Here is a 24,245-nt window from a genome sequence, read left to right as displayed (position 1 = left end):
CAGCCCCGGGCGCGCTGTGTGCCACGGTGCAGGTCGCGGTCGACCCGAGGTGATGTTGGTCGGGGTGCTCGTGCGGGTGCTGGAAGTCCTCATGCCGAGGACGGTGCCTCGTACAGCCGCCCCTGAGCGCGGCCGAGCCGGCCGCTGGGGACAAGCCGCTCCAGCCGTCCGCCTGTGGGCCGTTGGTGGGTCGGTCGAGACGCACAACCTGCCGGATCTGCGTTAGTCCGAATCAGCATTGATGCTCAGCTGGCGCTGAGGATCAATCTTGATTCGGAGTACCCCGCCCCCGCCCCAGCCTCAGCCGAACCGACCCGAGATGTACGCCTCGGTCGCCTCGTTGTCGGGGTTGGTGAACATCTTCTTGGTCGGGTTGAACTCCACGAGCTGGCCCGGCTCACCGGTGGCCTTGAGGTTGAAGAACCCGGTGTCGTCGGAGACCCGGGCGGCCTGCTGCATGTTGTGGGTGACGATGACGATCGTGTACTCGGACTTCAGCTCGTGGATGAGGTCCTCGATCGCCGACGTCGAGATCGGGTCGAGCGCGGAGCACGGCTCGTCCATCAGCAGGACCTGCGGGCGCACGGCGATGGCGCGGGCGATGCACAGGCGCTGCTGCTGACCGCCGGAGAGACCCATGCCCGGCTTCGAGAGCCGGTCCTTGACCTCGTTCCACAGGTTGGCGCCCCTGAGGGAGCGCTCGACGATGTCGTCGGCCTCGGACTTCTTCATCTTGCGGGCGTTGAGCTTGTTGCCGGCCAGGACGTTGTCGTAGATCGACATCGTCGGGAACGGGTTGGGCCGCTGGAAGACCATGCCGATCTGCCGACGCACGGCCACGGGGTCCACCGAGGGGTCGTAGAGCGACTGGCCGTCGACGACGACCTTCCCCTCCACCCGCGCCCCGGGGATGACCTCGTGCATGCGGTTCAGGGTCCGCAGCACGGTGGACTTGCCGCAGCCCGACGGTCCGATGAACGCGGTGACCTGGCGTGCCTTCACGGTCATGTTGACCCCGGAGACGGCCAGGAAGTCGCCGTAGTAGATGTTCAGGTCGGAGACGTCGATGCTCTTCGCCATGGGTGGTAGCTCCTTGCGCTGTCTGGTCGCTGGTGGTCGGTGCGGTCTCAGCGACCGGTCTTGGGGCTGAAGAGGCTGCCGACCACGCGGGCCAGCAGGTTCAGCAGCATCACGATCATGATCAGGACGAGCGCGGCACCCCAGGCACGCTCGATCTGGAACGGGACGTACTCGGCGAGCCCGCCGCGGGTCGCCTCGCCGAAGATCAGCACCGGCAGGGTCTGCATGGCGCCGTCGAAGGGGTTGAAGTTCGTGCCGCGCAGGGTGCCGGCGATGAGCAGCAGCGGCGCGGTCTCGCCCGCGACCCGTGCCACCGCCAGGGTGGCGCCAGTGACGATGCCGCCGAGCGCGGTGGGCAGCACGACCTTGGTGATGGTGCGCCACTTGGGTACGCCGAGCGCGAGCGCGCCCTCGCGCAGCTCCTCCGGCACCAGCTTCAGCATCTCCTCGGTGGAGCGCACCACGATCGGGATCATCAGCACCGACAGGGCGATCGAACCGCCGATGGCGATGCGCGGCAGGGGCCCGAGCAGCAGCGTGAAGAGCGCGAGCGCGAAGAGGCCGGCCACGATCGAGGGGATACCGGTCATGACGTCGACCAGGAAGGTCAGCGTCCGCGAGAGCCGGTTGTTCTTCCCGTACTCCACGAGGTAGACCGCCGCCATGATCCCGATGGGGATCGAGATCACCGACGCGATCACCGTGATGATCAGGGTGCCCATGATCGCGTGGTAGATGCCGCCGCCCTCACCGAGGACGCCCTGCTGGGAGGCGGTGAAGAACTCCACCGACAGCGCCCCGGCGCCCCGCTCGACGACGGTGTAGATGACGGCGACGAGCGGCAGCATCGCCAGCGCGAAGGTGCTCCACACCAGGATCGTGACCAGGCGGTCCACCGCCTTGCGACCGCCCTCGATGAGGCCGGACCAGGTGGGCAGCGCGAGGACGAACAGGATCCAGCCGACCACCACCCAGCCTGCGATCGGCCAGGACAGCAGGAGGGCCGGCAGCCCGGCCAGGCCCCAGGAGACCGCCGCGGCCAGGGCGGTCGCGATCGACGGCAGCTGCGGCTTGGTCAGCGGGACGTGGGTGCTGAGGTCGGTGCTGGGGTCGGTGTGGAAGGGCTCGTGCAACGTGTCGGTCATGACTCCTCCTCAGGCCTTCGCCCGGCCCCGGGCCGCGAGGTAGCGGCCCAGGAAGTTGACGGCGAAGGTCACCAGGAACAGCACCAGACCGCCGGCGATCAGGACGTTGACCTTGGTGCCGGAGGCGTTGGCGTAGTTGAGGGCGATGTTGGCAGCGATGGTCGAGGGGTTCTGCGAGGAGATGAGGTTGAAGGTCACGATCCCCGACGCGGAGAGCACGAGCGCCACGGCCATCGTCTCGCCGAGCGCACGGCCCAGGCCGAGCATGACCGCCGACGTGATGCCGGAGCGGGCGTAGGGGAAGACCGCCATCCGGATCATCTCCCACCGGGTGGCGCCGAGCGCGAGGGCGGCCTCCTGGTGCATCACGGGGGTCTGCAGGAAGACCTCGCGGCACAGCGCCGTGATGATCGGCAGCGCCATCACCGCGAGGACGACACCGGCGGTGAGGATCGTGCGGCCGGTGGTGACCGGGCCCTCGAAGAACGGCAGGAAGCCCAGGTTGTCGTGCAACCAGTCGTAGATCGGGAAGACCCAGCCCTGCAACGTCTCGCGGCCCCAGAGGCCGTAGACGACGCTGGGCACGGCCGCGAGCAGGTCGATGATGTAGCCCAGGAGCCGGGCGATGCGCCGCGGGGCGTAGTGGCTGATCACCAGCGCCACACCGATGGACAGCGGCGCGGCGATCACCAGGGCGATGACGGCCGCCAGGACGGTGCCGAACAGCAGCGGCCAGATGTAGACGACGATGTTGTCCGCGCCGTACGCCTGCTCGCCGCTCGCACCGAGAGCCGGGATCGACTGCAGCACCAGGAAGATCGCGACGCCGGCCAGGGCCAACATGATGATCATCCCCGCGCCCGTGGCGAGGCCGCGGAAGATCGAGTCACCGGCGCGGCCGGTGGATCCCTCCTCCTGCAACGGGTCGCTCGGCGGGGCCGGGTCGGCCTGGATCGTGGACAAGGGTTCTCCCTCTGCTGCCGTGGGGGATGTGGTGCGGTGTGCTCGGTGCAGTGGTCGCGGTGAAGGCCCCGGACCGTCCCAGGTGTCTACCTGGGCGGCCGGGGCCTCCGACGCTAGCGGCTCGGCCGCTCTTTCGTCAGCCCGCCGAGATCGTCTCGACGATGGCCAGCGCCTCCTCCTGGAGGCTGTCGGCCAGCGGCGCGGAGCCGGCCTCGCTGGCGGCGAAGTCCTGACCCTCGTCGCTGAGGATGTAGGAGAGGTACGCCTTGGCGACGTCGGCCTCGGCCTGGTCCTCGTACGACGGGCAGGCCAGCATGTAGCTGGTCAGCACGATCGGGTAGGTGCCGGACTCCTCGGTGTTGTAGTCGAGGTCGAAGATGAGCTGCTGCTCCCCGGCGTTGTCGGCCTGCGGGGAGACCTCGAGGATGTTGGCGGCCGCCTCCGGGGTGGGGCCGACGAACTCGTCACCGACACCGATGTTGGCCACGGCCAGGTCGCCGGCCTGCGAGGCGTCGGCGTAACCGATGGCGTTCTGACCGTCGGTCACGGCCGAGACGACGCCCGAGGTGCCCTGCGCGCCCTCGCCGCCGAACTCGCTCGGCCAGGTCTCGACCTCGCCGGCGGACCAGGTGTCCGGGGTGCGCACCGAGAGGTAGTTGGTGAAGTTGCCGGTGGTGCCGGACTCGTCGGAGCGGTGCACCGCGTTGATCGGGGCGTCCGGCAGGTCGGCGTCGGCATTGGTCTCCGCGATGGCCGGGTCGTTCCACTCGGTGATGTCACCGGCGAAGATCGCGCCCAGGGTCTCGGGGGTCAGGTTGAGCTCGTCGACGCCGTCGACGTTGAAGACGACCGCGATCGGCGAGACGTAGTTGGGGATCTGGATCGGGGCGTCGCCGCCGCACCGCTCGGTGGCGTCCGTGAGCTCACCCTCGTCATCGGTGAGGTAGGAGTCGCTGCCCGCGACGATGTAGCCGCCGGCGATGAAGTTCTCGCGGCCGCCACCGGAGCCGACCGGCTCGTAGGTCATCGTCACGTCGGGCTGGACCTCGGTGAAGCCGGTGGTCCACGCCAGCTGGGCGGCCTCCTGCGAGGAGGCGCCGCCGATCGTGTACTGACCGGACAGCGAGCCCGCCTCGACGCCGCCGCTCGCCTCCTCGGCGTCGCCACCCTCGTTGGAGGCGGCACAGCCGGAGAGGGCCAGGGCGAGGGCGGCCACGCCGGGGAGGACCGCGCGACGGATGGTGTGGGTCTTCACGAGAGTGTTCTCCTGAGGGATGTTCGTGGGGGTGTCGGCGGCGACGCTAAGCAGGCCAGGTGACCGGCTCCGTGGCCGTCGGTGAACGCGGGGTGAACCCGGCCGACACGTTCGATGACGCGGCACCGAGGTCGAGACGTACGTCACGTGAACTCGCCCCGGGAGCGCCCTCCGGGTCTTGACGGCTCGTGCGTCCGGTGGGTCAGCCGACCAGGTGCTGCTCGGTGGCCACGACCCGGCCCTTGCGCAGGTGCACCACGACCAGCTCGCCCGGGTCCAACCCCGGGTCCGGGAGCCCGAGGGCCGCGAAGACGCCCGGCAGCACGGGTCGGTGGCTGCACAGCACCGCTCCCCCGCCGTCGGCCTGCACGGCCTCGGCCAGGCGTCGGACGGTGCGCGTCACCCGGGTCGGGTCGTTGCCCTCCTCGGACAGCTCGGGGCGCACCTCCAGGTCCAGGCCGACGGTCTCGACGTACGGCCCCACGGTGTCGTCGCAGCGCGTCGCGCCCGAGCTGACGACCCGCTCGACGTCGTACGCCGCCAGCACCGGCACCAGGCGGAAGGCCTGGTCCATGCCCGAGCGCAGCAGCGGGCGGGCGCGGTCCTCGCCGCGCCAGGCCTTGCGGGAGCGGGCCTGGCCGTGGCGCAGGACCACCAGCGCCTGCGTGGGCTTGCGGAGGGTGAGCGCGTCCTCGAGCAGCGCCCGGTCCCGGGCATAGCTCAGCAGGCCCGTCGCCTCCGCGGCCGGCACCCAGGCGACCCGGTCGATCTCCGCGTTGGGCTCGTACGCCGTCACGTCGTCGTCCCCGACCACGCGACCCTGCCAGTAGTGGACGGTCTTCATCCGCCCGGCGTTCTCGTAGCGCATGGTCGTCAGCGGCGGCCCCAGGCGCACGTGCAGCCCGGTCTCCTCCATCACCTCGCGCACCGCGGCGGTGGTGGCGTGCTCCCGGGGGTCGAGCTTGCCCTTGGGGAAGGACCAGTCGTCGTACTTGCTGCGGTGCACCAGCAGCACCTCGCGCCCGGGGCGGAAGACCACGGCACCGGCGGCGACGACGTCCGCGAGGCGACGGGGCTGCGAGGCCATGCCCGTAGTCTCACACCCGTCCCCGAGGCAGGAGAAAACCGACCCTCATGCGCAGCCGCATCCTCATCACGTCCGCCGTGGCGCTCGTGCTGGTCGTCGGTGGGCTGGTCGCGGCCCGCCTGCTCCAGGGCCCCGGGTCCCCGCTGGAGCAGGCGGTCGCCCTCGCCCCGGCCGACGCCCAGCGCTACACCTTCACCGACTGGGCCGCGGTGCGCGACGAGCTCGGGCTCGGCGCCTCCGAGGACGAGCTGCAGGCGCTCCTCGACGAGGGTTTCGACGCCGACCTCACCGCGGCCTCCGGGCTGGTGGAGTCCGCGCCGCTGCTCTCGGCGCAGTTCGGCTGGTCCCCCGCCACGGTCGCCTGGGAGCTGCTGGCGCAGTCGCCCCAGGGAGCGGTCGAGATCGTGGCTCTCGGCGGCGTGGACCCCGAGACCGTCACCGACCGCCTCGCCGCCCTGGGCTACCAGGCCCCGGCCGAGGAGGGCGGCGTGTGGGTCGGAGGCGCCGAGCTGCTGGCGCGGCTCTCCGCGCAGACCGGGCTGGTCGGCACCCCGACGCTGCAGTTCGTCGCCGTCGACGCCGAGGCCGGACTCGTGCGGGCCAGCGACCGCCAGCCCTTCCTGGAGCAGGTGCTCGCCGAGGACGCCGAGCCGACCGAGGGCGTCGAGCAGGTCGTCTCCGCCGTCTCGGAGCCGCCCACCGCGGCCGTGGTCTACACCGCCGACCAGGCCTGCGAGTCGCTGGCGATGGGCCAGGCCGACGAGTCCGACCAGGCGACCGCCGACGAGCTGGTCGCGCGCGCCGGAGAGCTCAACCCGGTCACCGGCTTCGCCATGGCGGTGCTGCCCGGCGGCGCCGTCGAGGTGCTGCTCGGCTTCGAGAACGACGAGCAGGCCCGGACCAACGCCGACACCCGGGCCGTCCTCGCCGCCGGCCCCGCGCCGGGCCAGGGCGGGGAGTTCGGCGACCGGTTCACCGTCGACGAGGTGAGCGCCGAGGGGTCGCTCGTGCGGCTCGCGCTCGACCCGGTCGACGGGGCGTACGTGCTGTCCGACCTGTCCTCGGGGCCGGTGCTGTTCGCGTCTTGCTGAGGCCCTCGCTGATGGCGTTGCGGCCGGGTTTGTCGGCTACCCGACAAACCCGGCCATCCCACGACAGAACTTCGTCGTCGAGCTGCCGGGTATCGACCACAACCCCCGGGGCACCCGGAAGGTTCGTCGGCTACCCGACAAATCTCGCGACGTCGGACCCTCCCCCGCCCGCCGACCCTCAGCGGAACCCCCGCAGCCGCAGGCTGTTGCCGACGACCACGAGCGAGGAGAGCGCCATGGCACCGCCGGCGATCATCGGGCTGAGCAGCCCGGCGACGGCGACCGGGATCGCGGCCACGTTGTAGGCGAAGGCCCAGAACAGGTTGGCCCGGATCGTGCCGAGCGTGCGGCGCGACAGGCGAACGGCGTCGGCCGCGACCCGCAGGTCGCCGGAGACCAGCGTGAGGTCCGAGGCCTCCATCGCCACGTCCGTGCCGGTGCCGAGCGCGATGCCCAGGTCGGCGGCGGCCAGGGCGGCGGCGTCGTTGACCCCGTCGCCGACCATCGCCACGACCCGGCCCTCCGCCTGCAGCCGGCGGACCTCGGCGAGCTTGTCGCCGGGCAGCACGTCGGCCACGACCCGGTCGATGCTCACCGCGGCGGCCACCGCGCGCGCGGCCCGCTCGTGGTCGCCGGTCAGCAGCACCGGCTCCAGCCCCAGCGCCCGCAGCCGCTCGACGGCCTCCGCGGAGGTCTCCTTCACGGTGTCGGCGACGACGAGCACGCCCCGCGCCTCGCCGTCCCAGCCGACCAGCACGGCCGTGCCGCCCCCGACCCGCGCGTCCTCGATCGCGTCCGCCGCGGCCTCGCCGACGACCAGGCCGCGCTGCTCCAGCAGGGCCGGCTTGCCGACGACGACCGCCCGCCCCTCGACCGTGCCCGTGACCCCCAGCCCCTCGTGGTTGGCGAAGCCGGTGACCTCGGGCCGCTCTCCAGGCCAGCCGGCGGCCACCGCGCGGGCGACCGGGTGCTCGGACGCCGACTCCAGCGCCGCCGCGATCCGGCGTACGTCGTCCTCGGCCGCCCCGACGGGCACGACGTCGACCAGGCTCATCACGCCCGTGGTCACGGTGCCGGTCTTGTCGAGCACGACGGTGTCGACGCGCCGGGTCTGCTCGAGCACCTCCGGCCCGCGGATCAGGATGCCCAGCTGCGCCCCGCGGCCGGTCCCGACCATGAGGGCCGTCGGGGTGGCCAGACCGAGCGCGCAGGGGCACGCGATCACCAGCACCGAGACCGCCGCCGACAGCGCGACGGTCCAGCCCTCGCCGGCGACCAGCCAGCCGACGACGGTCAGCAGCGCGAGCCCGACCACGACCGGCACGAAGACCGAGGAGACCCGGTCGGCCAGCCGCTGGACCTCCGCCTTGCCCTGCTGGGCCTCCTCGACCAGGCGTGCCATCTGTGCGAGCGCGGTGTCGGAGCCGACCCGGGTGGTGCGCACGAGCAGGCGTCCGGAGGTGTTCAGGCACCCTCCGCTCACCTCGTCGCCGGGACCGACGTCGACCGGGACGGGTTCGCCGGTGAGCATCGAGGCGTCCACGCCCGAGGCGCCGGACTCCACGACCCCGTCGGCGGCGACCCGCTCCCCGGGCCGCACCACGAGCAGCTCGCCCACGCCGAGCTCCTCGGCGCCCACGCGCACCTCACGGCCGTCGCGCAGGACGGTGGCCTCGGAGGCCGACAGCGCGAGCAGGGCCCGCAGGGCGGCGCCGGCCCGGCGCTTCGCCCGCTTCTCGGCGTACCTGCCGGCGAGCAGGAAGGTCGTCACGCCGGCCGCGACCTCGAGGTAGACCAGCGACAGCCCGTCGCCGCGCTCGGCGGTCCAGGAGAAGCCGTGGGTCATGCCGAGGTGGCCCGCGTCGCCGATCGTGAGCGCCGCGACCGACCAGGAGTACGCCGCGGTCACACCCAGCGAGACGAGCGTGTCCATCGTGACGGCGCCATGGCGCAGGTTGGTCCACGCGGCGCGGTGGAACGGCCAGGCCGCCCAGGTGGCAACGGGGGTCGCCAGGGCCAGGGACCACCACTGCCAGGCGTAGACCTGCAGGGCCGGCACCATCGCCATCGCGATCACCGGCACCGACAGCACGGCGGCCGCGACCAGCCGCACCCGCAGCGCAGCGGTCTCGTCCGGGCCGTCGTCGACCTGGGAGGCGGGCCGCGGGAGCGCCGCCGAGTAGCCGGCGGCGGCCACGGTCTCCAGCAGCACGTCGGTCGCGAGCGCGGCCGGGTAGACGACGTGCGCCTTCTCCGTGGCGTAGTTGACGCTCGCCTCCACACCCTCGAGCTTGTTGAGCTTGCGCTCGATCCGGTTCGCGCAGGAGGCGCAGGTCATGCCCGTGACCTGGAGGTCGACCTGGCGGACCTGGTCGGAGAGCAGGTCGGGGACCGCGCCGGTGTCAGCGCCGGTCCGGGTGTCGGTGGCCACGGGGATCAGGCCAGCTGGTAGCCGGCCTCGGTGACCGCGGCCTCGACGGCCTCCCGGGTCAGCGGCTCGGCGCTCGTGACGACGACCTCACCGGTCTCCAGGGTGACGGCGACGTCCTGCACGCCGTCGACCTCCTGCAGCTCCTCGGTGACCGAGGCGACGCAGTGGCCGCAGGTCATCCCGGTGACGGTCCAGGTGCTGGTGTTGCTCATGAGAGTTCCCCTCGTCGTACGTCGTCAGGACCGGACCAGGCGCGCGACGGCGTCCATGGCCTCGGTCACCTTCTGCTCGGCCTCCTCGTCGGAGGAGCGGGCGGCCTGCACCACGCAGTGCCCCAGGTGCTCCTCCAGCAGCCCCAGCGAGACGGCGTGCAGCGCCTTCGTCATCGCCGAGACCTGGGTGAGGATATCGATGCAGTACTGCTCCTCCTCGACCATCCGCTGCAGGCCGCGGGCCTGGCCCTCGATGCGGCGCAGGCGCTTGAGGTAGTCGTCCTTGCGCTGGATGTAGCCGTGCTGGTGCTCGCTCACACTCATAGGGTACCCCCCTATGGTATTCACGCAAGCCGCGGACGGCCCGACCGGCTCGGAGCGGTCAGGCCTCGGTGCGCGGCTGCGGGACGACGCCGAGGATGGAGTCGATCTCCGCCTGGCTCAGGTGCTCGTCGCACTCGGAGGCAGCGATGATGAGGTTGGTGGTCAGCTCGACCTCGCCGAGCAGGTCGGCGTCCTCGAGAGACACGTCGAACTGGTCGTGCACCCGGCCCTCACCTAACTTCTGGACGTCCATCGGCACCAGACTGCCCGAGCCACCACCCGGCCAAACACGGCATAGGCAAAGTGATCCGTCCGGGGCCCTGCAACCACCCAGACGGACTACCAGGAGGTACGGACCACCCCGGTCCGCGAAGGTCGCGCACGGAGCCACGGCCGTCGACCTCGCCGTCCACCGGCGTACGCCGCGGACGGGGCCGGGACGCGACGCGGGGCCCCAGCCGACCGGCTGGGGCCCCGCGCGTGGTGCGTCACCCGAGGGTGAGCGACCTCAGGTCAGATCGGGCGGACGTTCTCCGCCTGCGGACCCTTCGGGCCCGACGTGACGTCGAACTCGACCTTCTGGTTCTCATCCAGGGACTTGTAGCCCTGGGTCTGGATCGCCGAGTAGTGCACGAAGACGTCGTCGCCGCCGTCCTCCTGCGCGATGAAGCCGAAGCCCTTCTCGGCGTTGAACCACTTCACGGTGCCCTGAGCCATGGTGCTCGTTACTCCTTTGTCGGGGCGGGAGCCGCCACCTCGACGGCCCACAACACATGCGGTGACACGTCGCTCCGACTTGCAGTGGTCTGGGACCGGAAAACACGAAGGAACGCCGTTGGATCACAAACTCCGCGGGCGTCTACCAGCTGGAACTTGCATCTGCTGCGAGCACGACATTACCGGTTCCGCGGTCCGCGCCAAGAGGACCGGCGGGTGAATTTCGCTGCGCCGGGGTGAAGATCTCGTGTCACCCGCGTGACCCGCGCCGCGCCCGGCGCGGTGGCCCGCGGCGCACCCCGTCTAGGCTGACCACGGAGCGGCCCGTGGCCGCCCCGGGCCCCTAGCTCAATGGGCAGAGCAGGAGACTTTTAATCTCTTGGTTGTGGGTTCGAGTCCCACGGGGCCTACCGATCTCCTCACGGCCGCTGTCGCTCGCCCAGCGCAGGCGCACCTGTCGTGCCGGCCGACCCGGGGCCGGGGACGTCATGCGGAATCCAGTCGCGACGTCCGGGGCGCTCCCGCCGGTCGGCCGGCGATGCGTTCAGCCGCCGGTGACGTCGGACTCCGCGAGGGGCGCGAGCCCGTGCTCCATGCCCCAGGCGACGGCCTGGGCGCGGCGGGTGACCTCGATCTTGCGGTAGGCCGCCCGGATGTAGGTCTTGACCGAGTTGATCGACAGGTAGAGCTGCGCGCCGATCTCGGCGTTGGTGAGGCCCTGCGTGACCAGCGAGAGGATCTCGGCCTCGCGGGGGGTGAGCTCGTAGTCGCGCTGCCGGGTCCTCTTGATGACGTTGAGCGGACCGTGGTCGCTCGGCATCCGCCGCATCGGGGAGACGTCGCCACCGTCGGCCAGGGCCTCGATCGCCGACACCAGGTCGGAGGCCGGCAGGGCCTTGGACAGGTGGGCGGCGAAGGAGCCGGTGGAGTCACCGTCGCGGTCACGCCAGGAGTAGACGACCGCGGACTTCTGCGAGGCACGCACGAGGTCGCGGAGCATGCCCTGCGAGGTCGGGGTCTGGCGGACCGGCTCGTAGAGGATCACGTCGACCGAGGACGGCTTGGTCATCGCCGTACCGAGGTCCAGGAGGGCGACCCGACCACCGAAGGGTGCGAGCAGGCTGCGCAGGCCCGCCACCGACACCTCGAAGTTGTCGATGAGGGCGACACGCACGGGTCTCGAGCCACTCACCCTTCGAACGTAGCCGTGCATCTGCCGATAAGCCCGGTCAGAACAGCGTTAATACGGGGTCAGTCACCCAGAATGATGAGGTTTCCACTACTTGTGGAATGCCTGTGCAAAGACGTGTGGAATGTCGGTCGAAGGTTATGCGTATTCACGTGCCACACGGACGTCGGACCGCGCCAGGGACCTCAGCCCCGAGGTGCGGCGACCGACGTCATCCCGCGGCCGGTGTCGGTGCGCCGGGGCTCGGGTGGCAGGAAGCCGTGCTGGATGCCCCAGCTCACCGCCTGGGAGCGACGGGTGAAGCCGAGCTTGCGGTAGGCGGTGCGGATGTAGGTCTTGACCGAGTTGACCGACAGGTAGGCCCGCTCGGCGATCTCGAGGTTGGAGAAGCCCTGCGTGATGAGCGCGATCATCTCCGCCTCGCGCGCTGAGAGCCCGTGCTCCTGGCCGGGCCAGGCGCCGTGCTCCCGCCCCTGGCTGTCCCCCGGCAGCACCCGCTGCCCCTCGGCCACCCGCACGATCGCGTCGGCCACTCCCTCGCCGTCCAGCGTCTTGGACAGGTAGCCGGCCGCACCGCGGCGCAGCGCCTCCGAGACCAGGCTGGGCGCGAGGTTCCAGCTGTAGAGCACGACCTGTGCGCCGGTCATGGCCGCGACCTCCTGCACGTCCAGCACGTTGCCCTGGGACTGGCTGAAGGTGTCGTAGAGGACCACGTCGCAGTCCCCCATCGGCGGCACGCCGGTCGCGGTCTCCACGACGCGCACCCTGTCGGCGTACGGCGCCAGCATCCGCGCCACCCCGGCGACGACGATCTCGTAGTCGTTGAGGATCGCCACCCGCACCGGACCCGCCATGCGCGGAAGCCTACGGCCTAGTGCTCGCGGAGGGCCTCGATGAGCTCACTCTTGTCCATCGAGGAACGACCCTCGATCTCCAGCTCCGAGGCCCGCTGGCGCAGCTCCTCGACCGTCCACTCCTCGTACGCCGGTGAGCCCCCGCCCTTCTTGCCCACCTCGCTGCGCGAGGAGGCCGCTGCGGCGTTGGCGATGCGCGCCGCCTTCTCCTTGCTGTTGCCCTCCTCGCGCAGGCGCTCGTAGAACTCGGGATCCTTGACGCTGGGGCCGGGCGACTTCTTCTCGGGCACGGGAGCTCCTCCTCGAGTGGCGCTGCTGTCCGTTCCAACGTAGGACCGTGCGAGCGCCCCCTCCCACGCCCGGGCGGGTGGCCGCGCACGTGCGGCGTCCACAGGGTCTTTACCTGGGCCTCCCCACGGGGGGTCCCGGCGTGCGACACTCCCGCGCATGGACCGCCCGGAGTCTCGGCCGGCTGGTCGTCCCCGCGACGCCGACGCCGACGACCGCATCATCGACGCCGCCCTTGCCGAGTACGCCGCCCACGGCCACGCGGGGTACTCCCTCAACGGGGTCGCCCGTCGTGCCGGCGTCGGCAAGTCCTCGATCTACCTGCGCTGGGCCGACAAGGAGTCGCTGCTCGTCGACGCGGTCCATGCACGGGCCGAGGCACCCTGGATCGACACCGGTTCGCTGCGTGGCGACCTGGAGGCGGTGGTCACCTGGCTGCTCCGGCACTTCCTGACCGAGGTCGGCTGGGTGGCGGTCCGGATCGCCATCGACGGCGTCCAGACCGATACCTCCGCGCCGCGACCCGAGAAGGTCGGGGCCCAGCACGCCCAGGTCATCCACGACGTCTGGGAACGTGCCCTGAGCCGCGGTGAGGTCGACCCCGGAGACGCCGGGACGTGGCTGAGGGTGACCCGGATGATGTACGGCGACCTGCTCATGAACGCGATGCTGGACCGCGCCCGGCTGCGCGGCCTCGACGACGACGAGCGCGCCCGCGAGGCCCGCGACCTCGTCGACCTGATGATGCTACTGCTCCAGCGCTAGCGGTCGGCCCTCTTACGGCGGGGCTGCGGGCTCGCGGTGACCGTCGCCGGCGTGGGGCTGGCCAGCTCGAACTGGGTGTCCTTGGGCTCGCCGGCCAGCGGGGCGACCGTCGCGTGGTACCAGCCCGGCAGCGCCCACTCGGTCAGCCGGCTGCACTCGGTGTCCGAGCGACGCCCGCCCCAGACCAGGTCGGTGGTCGTCTCGGTGTCGCGTCGTACGACGAGCTCACGGGTCGGCACCGCCCGCGGGCACTCCCGGCTCGTCCAGATCTCGTCCGGCCCGGAGGTGATCTTCCAGGTGAAGGTCTTCGGGGAGAGCTCCCACGTGCAGGCCTCGGCCACGCGGGTGCGCAGCCGCAGCGTGACGGTCACGGGTCGCCCGGCGACCGCGGAGGCCACCTCGGGCCGAGCCAGGACGTCCTGCTCCAGGCAGCTGCCCTGGGGCTCGGGGAGCGCGGGCGTCCTCTCCCGCCCCTTGCCCCTGCCCTTCGCGTCGCCGCCCCGACCGGTCGAGGGCGCGGCGTCGGCGGCGTCGTCGGTGGGGAGGGAGGAGACCGGTGCGTCCCCGGTCGCGCCGGCGGTCGGCTCCGCGGCGGTCGGCTCCGCACCGGAGGTGGCCGCGCCGCTCAGGGAGACCTGGGCCGGCTCGTCCGCACCGCCGGTCACCGAGCGGGTCACCCCGGCGACGAGCGAGACCACCGCGCAGAGCGTCAGCAGCGCGTAGGCACGCCGCCGCCAGTAGACCGAGGCGGGGAGCGGTCCCCGGGTCATCTGCTGGCTCATGGGGCGCAGGCTAGCCAGCCGGCGCCGTCGTACCGGGGTGCCACTCCGGGGGCCACCCACCTCGCGCCAGAATGACCTCTGCCATGCCGACCAGCCCCCTCCACGCGCCCGTCCTGGAGTGGTACGCCGTCGCCCAGCGCGACCTCCCGTGGCGACGCCCCGAGGCCTCGCCGTGGTCGGTGCTGGTGAGCGAGCTGATGCTGCAGCAGACGCCCGTGGCCCGGGTGCTGCCGGTTCACGAGGCGTGGCTGGAACGGTGGCCGACGCCCGCCGACCTCGCGGCCGAGCCGACCGGGGAGGCCGTGCGGATGTGGGGGCGACTGGGCTACCCCCGGCGTGCGCTGCGGCTGCACGCCGCGGCGGTGGCGATCGTGGCCGACCACGGCGGCGAGGTGCCGTCGTCGCACGCGGACCTGCTGGCGTTGCCGGGCGTGGGCGAGTACACCGCGGCCGCGGTCGCGTCCTTCGCCTTCGGCCAGCGGCACGCGGTGCTCGACACCAACGTGCGGCGGGTGCTGGCCCGCGCGGCGTCGGGGGTCGCGCTGCCGCCCCCGTCGATGACGCGGGCCGAGCGGGCGCTCGCGGAGTCGTTGCTGCCCGACGAGGACGCGGTCGCGGCGACCTGGGCGGTCGCGGTGATGGAGCTCGGGGCGCTCGTGTGCACCGCGACCTCGCCGCGGTGCGCCGCGTGCCCGTTGCGGGAGCAGTGCGCGTGGGTGCTCGCCGGCTCCCCGGCGTACGACGGGCCGCCGCGGCGCGCGCAGGCCTGGGCCGGGACCGACCGCCAGTGCCGGGGCCGGCTCATGGCGGTGCTGCGCGAGGCGCTCGGCGCGGTGCACGTCTCCGCGCTCGAGGCGGCCTGGGGACCCACCGAGCAGCGCGAACGCTGCCTGGCCGGGCTGGTCGCCGACGGGCTGGCCGTGCAGGTGGGTCCGGAGACCTACGCGCTGCCCTGACCCACCGCCGAACCGTCAGGAAAGAACCCTCGACCCGTCACTTCCGAACCGGGGTGAGGTTCGGAGATGACGGGTCGAGGGTTCGGAACTGACGGTTCGGCGGTGCCTACTCGGTCGGCCCGGACTTCTTCACGTCCGGGGCGCCGCCGCCCTCCTGGCCGGGCTCGGAGGCACCGGCGGGCTCGAGCGGGGGCACGTCGGGCAGGGCCGCGACCTTCTGGCCCTTGAAGGTGAAGGTGCGCGCGGCGCCCTCGCCCTCCACGTCGACCAGCACGATCTGGCCGGCCCCGACCTCGCCGTACAGCATCTTCTCGGCCAGGACGTCCTCGATCTCGCGCTGGACGGTGCGGCGCAGCGGCCGGGCACCGAGCACGGGGTCGAAGCCCTTCTCGGCCAGCAGGTCCTTGGCGGACTGCGTGAGCTCGAGCTGCATGTCGCGGTCGCGCAGGCGCAGCTCCACGGCGGCGATCATGTTGTCGACCATGTGGATGATCTGCTCCTTGCTCAGCGGCGGGAACACGATCACCTCGTCCACACGGTTGAGGAACTCGGGCCGGAAGTGCTGCTTGAGCTCGTCCTGGACCTTGCCCTTCATCCGCTCGTAGGAGCCGGCCGCGTCGCCACCCTGGTTGAAGCCGAGGTGGACCGACTTGGCGATGTCGCGGGTGCCGAGGTTGGTCGTCATGATGATGACGGTGTTCTTGAAGTCGACGACCCGGCCCTGGGAGTCGGTCAGGCGACCCTCCTCCAGGATCTGCAGCAGGCTGTTGAAGATGTCGGGGTGGGCCTTCTCGACCTCGTCGAAGAGGACCACGGAGAACGGCTTGCGGCGCACCTTCTCGGTGAGCTGGCCGCCCTCCTCGTAGCCGACGTAGCCCGGGGGCGAGCCGAAGAGCCGCGAGACGGTGTGCTTCTCGCTGAACTCCGACATGTCGAGCTGGATCAGCGCGTCCTCGTCGCCGAAGAGGAATTCCGCGAGCGTCTTGGACAGCCAGGTCTTACCGACACCGGACGGGCCGGCGAAGATGAACGAGCCGCCGGGACGCTTGGGATCCTTCAGGCCCGCACGCGTGCGCCGGATGGCGCGGGAGAGCGCCTTGACGGCCTCGTCCTGGCCGATGACGCGCTTGTGGAGCTCGTCCTCCATCTTGAGCAGCCGGGTCGACTCCTCCTCGGAGAGCTTGACGATCGGGATGCCGGTCGCGACCGCCAGCACCTCGGCGATCAGCTCCTCGTCGACCTCCGCGACCTCGTCCATGTCGCCGGAGCGCCACTGCTTCTCGCGCTCGGCCTTCTTCAGGATGAGCTGCTTCTCCTCGTCGCGCAGGCGCGCGGCGGCCTCGAAGTCCTGACCGTCGATCGCGGCCTCCTTGCGCTGGCGGACCTCGTCGATCTTGTCGTCGTACTCGCGCAGGTCGGCCGGCGCGGTCATCCGACGGATCCGCAGGCGCGAGCCCGCCTCGTCGATCAGGTCGATCGCCTTGTCCGGCAGGAACCGGTCGGATATGTAGCGGTCGGCCAGGGTCGCGGCCGAGACCAGCGCCTCGTCGGTGATGGTGACGCGGTGGTGGGCCTCGTAGCGGTCGCGGATGCCCTTGAGCATCTCGATCGTGTCGGCGATCGAGGGCTCGGGGACCTGGATCGGCTGGAAGCGGCGCTCGAGCGCGGCGTCCTTCTCGAGGTACTTGCGGTACTCGTCGAGGGTCGTCGCACCGATCGTCTGGAGCTCGCCGCGGGCGAGCATCGGCTTGAGGATGCTGGCGGCGTCGATGGCGCCCTCGGCCGCACCGGCACCGACGAGGGTGTGGATCTCGTCGATGAACAGCACGATGTCGCCGCGGGTGCGGATCTCCTTCAGCACCTTCTTCAAGCGCTCCTCGAAGTCACCGCGGTAGCGGGAGCCGGCGACCAGGGCGCCGAGGTCGAGGGTGTAGATCTGCTTGTCCTTCAGCGTCTCCGGCACGTTGCCCTTGACGATGTCCTGGGCCAGGCCCTCCACGATCGAGGTCTTGCCGACACCGGGCTCGCCGATGAGGACGGGGTTGTTCTTCGTACGCCGCGACAGCACCTGCATGACGCGCTCGATCTGCTGGCCGCGACCGATGATCGGGTCGAGCTTGCCGTCGCGGGCGTCCTGGGTGAGGTTGCGGCCGAACTGGTCGAGCACCAGGCTCGAGCTCGGGGACTCGCCGCCGCCGGTCGTCGCGGCCTGCGCGGACTGGCTGGACTCCTTGCCCTGGAAGCCCGAGAGCAGCTGGATGACCTGCTGGCGGACCCGGTTGAGGTCGGCGCCGAGCTTCTGCAGCACCTGGGCGGCGACGCCCTCGCCCTCGCGGATCAGGCCGAGCAGGATGTGCTCGGTGCCGATGTAGGAGTGGCCGAGCTGCAGCGCCTCGCGCAGGGACAGCTCGAGCACCTTCTTGGCGCGCGGGGTGAAGGGGATGTGGCCGCTGGGCGCCTGCTGGCCCTGGCCGATGATCTCCTCCACCTGGGCCCGGACGGCCTCCAGGCTGATGTCGAGGCTCTCCAGGGCCTTGGCGGCGACGCCCTCGCCCTCGTGGATCAGGCCGAGCAGGATGTGCTCGGTCCCGATGTAGTTGTGGGAGAGCATGCGGGCCTCTTCCTGGGCCAGCACGACCACCCGGCGGGCCCGGTCGGTGAACCGCTCGAACATGCGCATCGCTCCTCAAGGATTCGGGGTCCCACGCGTGGTGGGGGACGTTCCTTCCAACCCCGCAGACAGCCTACGCGTTCCCTGTTGGCCCGAAAGGGCGTCTGCTGTGAGCGAACAGGCGCGCGGGGGCAGGTCACCCGCGGGCGTGCCGCACGGGTCGAGGTGCGGGTCGAGGTGCGGGTCGAGGTGCGCGTCGAGGCCTGGTGACGCGGACCTGCGCGTGCCCGCACCTCGACTCGTACCTCGAGGCACACCTCGACCCGGCTCAGCCCTCCCCGGGCGTGACCAGCCCGTGCTCGTACGCCCAGACGACGGCCTGGACTCGGTCGCGCAGGGAGAGCTTGCGCAGCACCTCGGCCACGTGCGACTTGACCGTCTCGGTCGACAGCACGAGGGAGGCGGCGATCTCGGCGTTGGACCAGCCGCGACCGAGCAGCCCGAGCACCTCGCTCTCGCGCGGCGTGAGCCCGTACGTCGCCGGGTCGGTCGGCCCCGCGGCGCCGGCTCGTGCGGGGAGCTCGGCGAAGTCGGCGACCAGCCGCCGGGTGACGCCGGGGCCGAGGAGCATCGAACCCTCGGCCACCATCCGCACCGCCTCGACGAGCCGCTCGGCCGTGACGTCCTTGAGCAGGAACCCGCTGGCGCCGGCGCTCAGGGCCGCGAAGACGTACTCGTCGAGGTCGAAGGTGGTCAGCACCAGCACCCGGGTGCCGCCGCCCGCGGTGACCTGCTCCGTGGCGGCGATCCCGTCGAGCACCGGCATCCGCACGTCCACCACGGCGACGTCCGGGACGTCCGGGCGACGAGCTCGACCAGCTCGGCGCCGTCGGCAGCCGTGCCCACGACCTCGATGCCCACGGCGGCCGCCAGCACGGCGGCGAACCCGGCCCGCACGACGGGCTGGTCGTCGGCGACGACCACCCGGAGCGGACCCGGCTGGATCGAGGACTCAGCCACGTGCGCCCGCGGGGATCTCGGCCTCCACGACGAAGGAGTCGGCGACCGGCCCGGGGACGAACCGGCCCTCCAGCGCCTCGACCCGCTCGCGTGCGCCGGTCAGCCCCCGTCCCGGTGTCGGGCTGCCGAGCGGCCGCCCGACGTCGGTGACCACCCGCAGCCACATGCCGCGCCCGCCGGGGCGGCAGGTCACCTCGACCGGTCGCCCCGGAGCGTGGCGGCGGGCATTGGTGAGCGCCTCCTGGACGACGCGGTACCCGGCGTACCCGATGGGCGGCGGGATGGTGTCGAGACCGTCCGGCTCGTGGGTCCAGCGGACCTGCTCGCCGGAGGCCGCGGCACGCGCGACCAAAGCAGGGATGTCGGCGGCGGTCGGCTGCGGCGCCAGGGCAGGGTCGTCACTGGCGCGCCGCAGCACCCCGAGCACCCCGCGTAGCTCGTCGAGAGCACGGCGGGCGTCCTCGGCGATGTCCGCCAGGACCTGCCGGCCGCCGGCGCCGAGGTCCTCGACGGCGTACGGCGCGGTCTCGGCGCGGACGGCGATGAGGCTGACGTGGTGGGCGACCACGTCGTGCAGGTCGCGGGCCAGGCGCGCCCGCTCGTCGAGCACGGCGGCGTCGCGGGTCACCGCGCCCTCGCGGACGGCGAGCGCGGTCGCGCGCTCCGCGGTCCGGCGGGCCGCCTCGGCGAGGCCCAGGACGAGGGCGGCCGCGACCGCGTAGGCGGCGAGCTCGACGTGGCCGCTGGAGTCGTAGGTCCAGTCCACTGAGATCGTCCCGTAGACCCCGAGGCCCGACCAGGGCACGAGCATGACAGGGACGCAGACCGCGACGCCGAGCCCGGCCAGGAGCAGCCCGCCCGAGCGGGAGCGCTGCCAGGCGATCGCCCCGGCCAGCACCAGTGACACGTAGACGGTGATCGGCACCGTGGTGTCGGCGACCACGGAGAGCAGCAGCGGCGCCAGGCCGAGGCCGGCCGCGACGACCGACCACCTCAGCGCGACCAGAGGGACGGCGGCCAGGGACAGCGCGACCAGGTTCAGCAGGCGCTCGCCGAGCACGTAGAAGTCGGTGCTGCCCGTGGAGCGGAACGGCAGCTGGTCGATGCCGGTGGTCCACAGCAGGAGCAGCACCGCGAAGCCGAGTGCGAAGCCGACGCGGATCGGGTGGTCTGGCAGCCGCAGGGGCGAGACCCGGCTGGAGGGCCGCTGCGGGGCCGGGGGTGCGGCGTGGGTGCCCGAGAGGGAGGTCATGGCAGCAGTCTGGGTCGTCGTGCGCCGGTGGCGGCACCCTCGCCGGAGCCGACCTGCTCCCCCGCGAGAGGGAACCGGCCCCCTGGACGCACGACGCCCGCGGAACCGGGTGGTCCCGCGGGCGGTGCGGAGCTGACGCCTCGGCGGTTCAGAAGTGACGCCTCGGCGGTCAGTGGGCGGCGTCGTACGCCTCGCGGACCTCGGCGGGGATCCGGCCGCGGTCGGGGACGTCGTGGCCGTTCTCCCGGGCCCACTCCCGGACCTCCTTGGGGCTGGGGCCCGAGCCGCCGGCGGAGGACTTCGCGGCCGAGCGACGGGCGCCGCCGCGCGAGCCGGTGACCTTGCGGGCGTGGCCGACGTACGGCGCCAGCGCCTCGCGCATCTTCGTGGCGTTGGCCTCGTTGAGGTCGATCTCGTAGGAGGTGCCGTCGAGCGCGAACGAGACGGTCTCGTCGGCCTCGCCGCCGTCGAGGTCGTCCTCGAGGATGATCTGGACCTTCTGTGCCATGGGAATCCTTTTCCTTCAGCAATCCGTGTGCGCTATCGCAGCGCGACGTCTGGTGACAGCGGCCGCGGAATACATAGGGCCGCCTTTGCAGCATGCCACGCGATATCGGGCTCGACACATTCGGAACTCGTTTATCGGCGCATTCTCGGAAAAGTTTTGCGAACCGGCACGTAATAGCCGACCGATAACGAGTCACGAAAGGCGCGCATTGCGCGCGAAGACCAGCCCGAGACCCTGCAGGGTCAGCCACGGCGCGTGGTCGGTGAAGCAGCCGCACTCGCCGACGACGAGGGGGGCGAGGTAGCCGGTGGAGATGACGCGTACGTCGGAGGCCGGCACGTCGAGCTCGGCGACCATCCGGGCGACGAGCCCCTCGACCTGGGCGGCGGTGCCGAAGACCATCCCCGACTGCAGCGCCTCGACGGTGTTGCGGGCGACGACCGTGCGGGGGCGGGCGAGCTCGACCTTGCGCAGCTGCGCACCGCGACGCCCGAGCGCCTCCAGGGAGATCTCGAGGCCGGGGGCGATCGCCCCGCCGACGTACTCCCCCTTCGCGCTCACCACGTCGAAGGTCGTCGCGGTGCCGCCGAAGTCGACGACCACGGCCGGGCCGGAGAAGAAGGTGGCGACGGCCAGGGCGTTGAGGATCCGGTCCGAGCCCACCTCGCGGGGGTTGTCGACCAGGATCGGGATGCCGGTGCGCACCCCGGGCTCGACCACCACGTGCGGGACGTCGGGGAAGTGGCCGGTGAGCATGTCGCGCCACTCGTGCAGCACCGCGGGCACCGTGGAGCAGACGGCGATGCCGTCGAGGTCCTCGCGCGCCCGGCCGAGCAGCCCGCGCAGGAGGACGGCCCACTCGTCGGCCGTGCGCCGCTCGTCGGTGGCGATCCGCCAGTCCTGTGCGACAGTGCCCTGGGCGGGGCCACCGGCAGCCTCCGGGCCGGGCTCGAGCAGACCCAGGACCGTGTGGCTGTTGCCGATGTCGGCGACGAGGAGCGGCACGGCTCAGGCCCCGGGCCGGGCGGGCTCGGGCTCGCGGAAGTCCAGGCCGAGGTCGAAGACGGTGACCGAGTGGGTCAGTGCGCCGACGGAGACGAAGTCGACGCCCGTCGCAGCGATCCGGGGGGCCCGCTCCAGCGTGATCCCGCCGGAGGCCTCGAGGGTGGCCCGGCCGGCGACGAGCCCGACCGCGCGGGTCATCTCCTCGTCGGTCATGTTGTCCAGCAGCACCTCGGTGCAGCCGGCCTCGACGACGGCGAGGAGCTGGTCGAGGTCGGTCACCTCGACCTCGATCCGCAGGTCGGGGTTGGCGGCGCGGACGGCCTCGTAGGCCTCGACCACTCCCCCGGCGGCCACGACGTGGTTGTCCTTGACCATCGCGCGGTCGGCGAGGGAGAAGCGGTGGTTGACCCCGCCGCCGCAGCGCACGGCGTACTTCTGCAGGGCGCGCCAGCCGGGGAGGGTCTTGCGGGTGTCGAGGACGCGGGTGCGCGAGCCGGCCAGCGCGTCGACCCACGCGGCGGTGGCCGTCGCGACGCCGGAGAGGTGGGAGGCGAAGTTGAGCGCGGTGCGCTCCCCGGTCAGTACGCCGGCGACCGGCCCGGACACGGTCATCACGACGTCCCCGGGCGCGACCCGGGTGCCGTCGGGCACACGGTGCTCGACGACCAGCTGCTCGCCCAGGGCGTAGCGGAAGGCGACCTCGGCGACGACCAGGCCCGAGACGACCCCGGCCTCGCGGGCCGCGACGTCGGCGACCGCCGTGCCCATCGGCGGCATGGCCGCGCTCGTCACGTCGACCGCACCGTCCGGCAGGTCCTCCTCGAAGGCGGCGACCACGTGCTCGTAGACGGCACGGGCGTCCAGGCCGGCCTCGGCCAGCTCGTCGACCAGCGGGCGCGGGAGGGCGGCGAAGGAGAGGCGGGCGATCACGAGGTTGCCTCCGGGAGGTCGGTCGCCGGGCTGCCGGTGGGCCCGTCGCTGGGGGCTGCGGGCACGAACGTGCAACCGGTCGTCCCCTCGCGCATGGTGGTGTCGAGGTGGCCGGACCAGGCCGCGTCGTCGCGCTCGGGGAAGTCCTCGCGCCAGTGCGACCCGCGGGTCTCCTCGCGCAGCGCCGCGGCGTCGGCGAGCGCCGAGGCGAGGGTCAGCAGGTTGGTGGTCTCCCAGGCGTCCAGGTCGACGGTGTCCGTGGACGTCCCGGCGAGCCGCTCGAGCCGCTCGGCGGCCTCGTCGAGACCGGCCGCGTGGCGCAGCACACCGACCCGCGTGGACATCACGTCCTGCAGCTCGCGCCGGATCGAGCCGGGCACCAGGCCGACCGGCCTGTCGTCGTACGCCGGCTCGGACCAGGGGCGCAGCTCGCCGGGCAGGACCGCGGCGATGCGACGGGAGAAGACCAGACCCTCGAGCAGGGAGTTGGAGGCCAGCCGGTTGGCGCCGTGCACCCCGGAGCAGGCGACCTCGCCGGTGGCGTAGAGGCCCGCGACGTCGGTGCGGCCCCACAGGTCGGTGAGGACGCCGCCGGAGGCGTAGTGGCAGGCGGGCGCGACCGGGATCAGGTCGGTGACCGGGTCGACGCCGTGGGAGCGGCAGGTGGCCAGGATCGTGGGGAAGCGGCGCTGCCACTTCTCCTCGCCGAAGTGCCGGGCGTCGAGCCACATGTGCGGGCGGCCGGTCTCCATCATCCGCCGCATGATCGCCTTGGCGACCACGTCGCGCGGCGCGAGGTCGGCGAGCTCGTGCTGGCCCTGCATGAAGCGGGTGCCCGCGTCGTCGACCAGGAAGGCACCCTCGCCGCGGACCGCCTCGGAGATCAGCGGCTGCTGGCCCACCGAGTCGGCACCCAGCCACATGACGGTGGGGTGGAACTGGACGAACTCCAGGTCGCGCAGAGTCGCGCCGGCACGCAGCGCCAGGGCCATGCCGTCACCGGTGGAGACGACCGGGTTGGTGGTCTGGGAGAAGACCTGGCCCAGGCCGCCGCTGGCCAGGACGACCGCCCGGCAGCGGACCATGCCCACGCCGTCGCGCTGGCCCTCGCCCATGACGTGCAGGGTCACGCCGGCGACGCCGCCGTCGGCGGACAGCACCAGGTCGACGGCCAGGGCGCGCTTGATGATCTCGATCTCCGGCGCCCGGCCGACCGCCTCGATCAGCGCCCGCTGGATCTCGGCGCCGGTGGCGTCACCGCCGGCGTGGGCGATCCGGTCGCGGTGGTGGCCGCCCTCGCGGGTCAGGCTGAGCTCGCCGGCCGGGTCTCGGTCGAACTGCGCGCCCAGCGCGATCAGCTCGTGCACGGCCGCCGGGCCCTCGGTGACCAGCGCACGCACGGCTGCGGCGTCGCAGGCGCCGGCGCCCGCGACGAGGGTGTCGAGCTCGTGCTCCTCGGGGGTGTCCCCCGGGCCGAGCGCGGCGGCGATGCCGCCCTGCGCCCAGCGGGTGGAGCCGGCGGCGAGCCGGTCCTTGGTGACGACGAGGACCTTGCCCCCCTCGGGTCCGAGCTCCTCCTTCAGCCGCAGCGCCGCGGTGAGCCCGGCGATGCCGGAGCCGATGACGACGACGTCGGCGGTGACGGTCCACCCCGGGTCGGGCGCGGCCAGGCGGCCGGGGAGGCGGTGTCCCGCGTGCAGGGTCACGGGGGCGTCGATCACCTCGGCGGACCGAGGCGTGGGCAGCGGCATCGGGTCAGGCTAGCGCTGGGTGCGGAGAG

The 24,245-nt window shown here is 72.3% G+C and carries 23 protein-coding genes, 1 tRNA gene and 1 pseudogene; 4 read left to right on the top strand and 21 right to left on the bottom strand.

Features of this window, described 5'->3' with window-relative positions; translation table 11 throughout:
* Positions 1-300 precede the first annotated feature (300 nt).
* The 5 genes from pstB to ACYVID_RS04945 form a co-directional block, all read right to left on the bottom strand.
* Positions 301-1,080: a phosphate ABC transporter ATP-binding protein PstB gene (gene pstB, locus ACYVID_RS04965; protein WP_460735004.1), complete on the bottom strand. Its 780-nt coding sequence runs from the start codon at positions 1,078-1,080 to the stop codon at positions 301-303.
* Between the two features lie 47 nt (positions 1,081-1,127).
* Positions 1,128-2,225 (bottom strand): phosphate ABC transporter permease PstA, encoded by a 1,098-nt coding sequence (pstA, locus tag ACYVID_RS04960; RefSeq protein WP_460735002.1) that lies wholly within the window; start codon positions 2,223-2,225, stop codon positions 1,128-1,130.
* 9 nt (positions 2,226-2,234) lie between these two features.
* A complete protein-coding gene (gene pstC / locus ACYVID_RS04955) occupies positions 2,235-3,188 on the bottom strand; it encodes a phosphate ABC transporter permease subunit PstC (protein ID WP_460735000.1) in 954 nt (317 codons plus the stop codon).
* A gap of 136 nt (positions 3,189-3,324) precedes the next feature.
* Positions 3,325-4,443, bottom strand: a complete 1,119-nt coding sequence (locus ACYVID_RS04950) for a phosphate ABC transporter substrate-binding protein PstS (RefSeq protein WP_460734998.1) — start codon at positions 4,441-4,443, stop codon at positions 3,325-3,327.
* Positions 4,444-4,645: 202 nt separating this feature from the next.
* A complete protein-coding gene (locus ACYVID_RS04945; protein WP_460734995.1) occupies positions 4,646-5,530 on the bottom strand; it encodes an NUDIX hydrolase in 885 nt (294 codons plus the stop codon).
* Between the two features lie 47 nt (positions 5,531-5,577).
* Between ACYVID_RS04945 and ACYVID_RS04940 the strand changes: the two genes are divergently transcribed.
* Positions 5,578-6,621, top strand: a complete 1,044-nt coding sequence (locus ACYVID_RS04940; RefSeq protein ID WP_460734993.1) for a hypothetical protein — start codon at positions 5,578-5,580, stop codon at positions 6,619-6,621.
* Positions 6,622-6,799: 178 nt separating this feature from the next.
* Here the strand turns inward: ACYVID_RS04940 and ACYVID_RS04935 are convergent, their stop codons facing one another.
* The 5 genes from ACYVID_RS04935 to ACYVID_RS04915 all read right to left on the bottom strand — a co-directional run bounded on the left by ACYVID_RS04935 (position 6,800) and on the right by ACYVID_RS04915 (position 10,305).
* Complete coding sequence (locus tag ACYVID_RS04935) at positions 6,800-9,004, bottom strand: heavy metal translocating P-type ATPase (protein ID WP_460735088.1); 2,205 nt, start codon at positions 9,002-9,004, stop codon at positions 6,800-6,802.
* Between the two features lie 53 nt (positions 9,005-9,057).
* Positions 9,058-9,264, bottom strand: a complete 207-nt coding sequence (locus tag ACYVID_RS04930; RefSeq protein WP_460734991.1) for a heavy-metal-associated domain-containing protein — start codon at positions 9,262-9,264, stop codon at positions 9,058-9,060.
* Positions 9,265-9,288: 24 nt separating this feature from the next.
* Positions 9,289-9,588, bottom strand: a complete 300-nt coding sequence (locus ACYVID_RS04925) for a metal-sensitive transcriptional regulator (RefSeq protein WP_300640378.1) — start codon at positions 9,586-9,588, stop codon at positions 9,289-9,291.
* A 58-nt stretch (positions 9,589-9,646) separates the two neighbouring features.
* Positions 9,647-9,841, bottom strand: a complete 195-nt coding sequence (locus tag ACYVID_RS04920; protein ID WP_300640375.1) for a hypothetical protein — start codon at positions 9,839-9,841, stop codon at positions 9,647-9,649.
* Positions 9,842-10,101: 260 nt separating this feature from the next.
* Positions 10,102-10,305: a cold-shock protein gene (locus ACYVID_RS04915; protein ID WP_300640371.1), complete on the bottom strand. Its 204-nt coding sequence runs from the start codon at positions 10,303-10,305 to the stop codon at positions 10,102-10,104.
* Positions 10,306-10,642: 337 nt separating this feature from the next.
* Between ACYVID_RS04915 and ACYVID_RS04910 the strand changes: the two genes are divergently transcribed.
* Positions 10,643-10,715: transfer RNA gene (locus ACYVID_RS04910), tRNA-Lys, on the top strand.
* 134 nt (positions 10,716-10,849) lie between these two features.
* Here the strand turns inward: ACYVID_RS04910 and ACYVID_RS04905 are convergent.
* From ACYVID_RS04905 to ACYVID_RS04895, 3 genes are all read right to left on the bottom strand, one after another.
* The gene (locus tag ACYVID_RS04905) at positions 10,850-11,497 is read right to left on the bottom strand and encodes a response regulator transcription factor (protein WP_460734987.1); all 648 of its coding nucleotides are present in this window, start codon (positions 11,495-11,497) and stop codon (positions 10,850-10,852) included.
* A gap of 182 nt (positions 11,498-11,679) precedes the next feature.
* The gene (locus ACYVID_RS04900; RefSeq protein WP_460734985.1) at positions 11,680-12,348 is read right to left on the bottom strand and encodes a helix-turn-helix transcriptional regulator; all 669 of its coding nucleotides are present in this window, start codon (positions 12,346-12,348) and stop codon (positions 11,680-11,682) included.
* 17 nt (positions 12,349-12,365) lie between these two features.
* Positions 12,366-12,638, bottom strand: coding sequence for a DUF7218 family protein (locus ACYVID_RS04895; RefSeq protein ID WP_460734983.1), 273 nt, complete (start codon positions 12,636-12,638; stop codon positions 12,366-12,368).
* 157 nt (positions 12,639-12,795) lie between these two features.
* Here ACYVID_RS04895 and ACYVID_RS04890 point away from each other — a divergent pair, with 157 nt between their 5' ends.
* A complete protein-coding gene (locus tag ACYVID_RS04890) occupies positions 12,796-13,401 on the top strand; it encodes a TetR/AcrR family transcriptional regulator (RefSeq protein WP_460734981.1) in 606 nt (201 codons plus the stop codon).
* Here the strand turns inward: ACYVID_RS04890 and ACYVID_RS04885 are convergent.
* Complete coding sequence (locus ACYVID_RS04885; RefSeq protein WP_460734979.1) at positions 13,398-14,183, bottom strand: hypothetical protein; 786 nt, start codon at positions 14,181-14,183, stop codon at positions 13,398-13,400. The two genes, ACYVID_RS04890 and ACYVID_RS04885, sit on opposite strands and share 4 nt — an antisense overlap.
* A gap of 83 nt (positions 14,184-14,266) precedes the next feature.
* Between ACYVID_RS04885 and ACYVID_RS04880 the strand changes: the two genes are divergently transcribed.
* The gene (locus tag ACYVID_RS04880; RefSeq protein WP_460734977.1) at positions 14,267-15,139 is read left to right on the top strand and encodes an HhH-GPD family protein; all 873 of its coding nucleotides are present in this window, start codon (positions 14,267-14,269) and stop codon (positions 15,137-15,139) included.
* A gap of 106 nt (positions 15,140-15,245) precedes the next feature.
* Here the strand turns inward: ACYVID_RS04880 and ACYVID_RS04875 are convergent, their stop codons facing one another.
* From ACYVID_RS04875 to ACYVID_RS04845, 7 genes and pseudogenes are all read right to left on the bottom strand, one after another.
* A complete protein-coding gene (locus ACYVID_RS04875) occupies positions 15,246-17,813 on the bottom strand; it encodes an ATP-dependent Clp protease ATP-binding subunit (protein WP_460734975.1) in 2,568 nt (855 codons plus the stop codon).
* Between the two features lie 265 nt (positions 17,814-18,078).
* Positions 18,079-18,770 (bottom strand): annotated as a pseudogene (locus ACYVID_RS04870) (response regulator).
* Positions 18,763-20,022, bottom strand: a complete 1,260-nt coding sequence (locus ACYVID_RS04865; RefSeq protein ID WP_460734973.1) for a sensor histidine kinase — start codon at positions 20,020-20,022, stop codon at positions 18,763-18,765. Before ACYVID_RS04865 ends, ACYVID_RS04870 begins: the two are co-directional and overlap by 8 nt.
* A 169-nt stretch (positions 20,023-20,191) precedes the next feature.
* Positions 20,192-20,530, bottom strand: a complete 339-nt coding sequence (locus tag ACYVID_RS04860; RefSeq protein WP_460734971.1) for a histone-like nucleoid-structuring protein Lsr2 — start codon at positions 20,528-20,530, stop codon at positions 20,192-20,194.
* A 192-nt stretch (positions 20,531-20,722) separates the two neighbouring features.
* Positions 20,723-21,535: a type III pantothenate kinase gene (locus ACYVID_RS04855; RefSeq protein WP_460734969.1), complete on the bottom strand. Its 813-nt coding sequence runs from the start codon at positions 21,533-21,535 to the stop codon at positions 20,723-20,725.
* Positions 21,536-21,538: 3 nt separating this feature from the next.
* Positions 21,539-22,465, bottom strand: coding sequence for a carboxylating nicotinate-nucleotide diphosphorylase (nadC, locus tag ACYVID_RS04850; protein WP_460734967.1), 927 nt, complete (start codon positions 22,463-22,465; stop codon positions 21,539-21,541).
* On the bottom strand, positions 22,462-24,216 hold the full coding sequence (locus ACYVID_RS04845; protein ID WP_460734965.1) for an L-aspartate oxidase: 1,755 nt from the start codon (positions 24,214-24,216) through the stop codon (positions 22,462-22,464). The genes nadC and ACYVID_RS04845 overlap by 4 nt, the downstream gene beginning before the upstream one ends.
* Positions 24,217-24,245 lie beyond the last annotated feature (29 nt).

This window comes from Nocardioides ginkgobilobae, assembly GCF_054781275.1.
The sequence above is the reverse complement of the archived record's forward strand: the minus strand, read 5'-3'. Positions and strand labels throughout refer to the sequence as shown.

Coding starts and splice junctions, on each gene's coding strand:
- ACYVID_RS04940 (WP_460734993.1), top strand. CDS start 5,578: ATGCGCAGCCGCATCCTCATCACGTCCGCCGTGGCGCTCGTGCTGGTC.
- ACYVID_RS04845 (WP_460734965.1), bottom strand. CDS start 24,216: ATGCCGCTGCCCACGCCTCGGTCCGCCGAGGTGATCGACGCCCCCGTG.
- pstB (WP_460735004.1), bottom strand. CDS start 1,080: ATGGCGAAGAGCATCGACGTCTCCGACCTGAACATCTACTACGGCGAC.
- ACYVID_RS04915 (WP_300640371.1), bottom strand. CDS start 10,305: ATGGCTCAGGGCACCGTGAAGTGGTTCAACGCCGAGAAGGGCTTCGGC.
- ACYVID_RS04885 (WP_460734979.1), bottom strand. CDS start 14,183: ATGAGCCAGCAGATGACCCGGGGACCGCTCCCCGCCTCGGTCTACTGG.
- ACYVID_RS04920 (WP_300640375.1), bottom strand. CDS start 9,841: ATGGACGTCCAGAAGTTAGGTGAGGGCCGGGTGCACGACCAGTTCGAC.
- ACYVID_RS04930 (WP_460734991.1), bottom strand. CDS start 9,264: ATGAGCAACACCAGCACCTGGACCGTCACCGGGATGACCTGCGGCCAC.
- ACYVID_RS04880 (WP_460734977.1), top strand. CDS start 14,267: ATGCCGACCAGCCCCCTCCACGCGCCCGTCCTGGAGTGGTACGCCGTC.
- ACYVID_RS04860 (WP_460734971.1), bottom strand. CDS start 20,530: ATGGCACAGAAGGTCCAGATCATCCTCGAGGACGACCTCGACGGCGGC.
- ACYVID_RS04865 (WP_460734973.1), bottom strand. CDS start 20,022: ATGACCTCCCTCTCGGGCACCCACGCCGCACCCCCGGCCCCGCAGCGG.
- ACYVID_RS04900 (WP_460734985.1), bottom strand. CDS start 12,348: ATGGCGGGTCCGGTGCGGGTGGCGATCCTCAACGACTACGAGATCGTC.
- ACYVID_RS04875 (WP_460734975.1), bottom strand. CDS start 17,813: ATGTTCGAGCGGTTCACCGACCGGGCCCGCCGGGTGGTCGTGCTGGCC.
- ACYVID_RS04945 (WP_460734995.1), bottom strand. CDS start 5,530: ATGGCCTCGCAGCCCCGTCGCCTCGCGGACGTCGTCGCCGCCGGTGCC.
- pstA (WP_460735002.1), bottom strand. CDS start 2,225: ATGACCGACACGTTGCACGAGCCCTTCCACACCGACCCCAGCACCGAC.
- ACYVID_RS04925 (WP_300640378.1), bottom strand. CDS start 9,588: ATGAGTGTGAGCGAGCACCAGCACGGCTACATCCAGCGCAAGGACGAC.
- ACYVID_RS04890 (WP_460734981.1), top strand. CDS start 12,796: ATGGACCGCCCGGAGTCTCGGCCGGCTGGTCGTCCCCGCGACGCCGAC.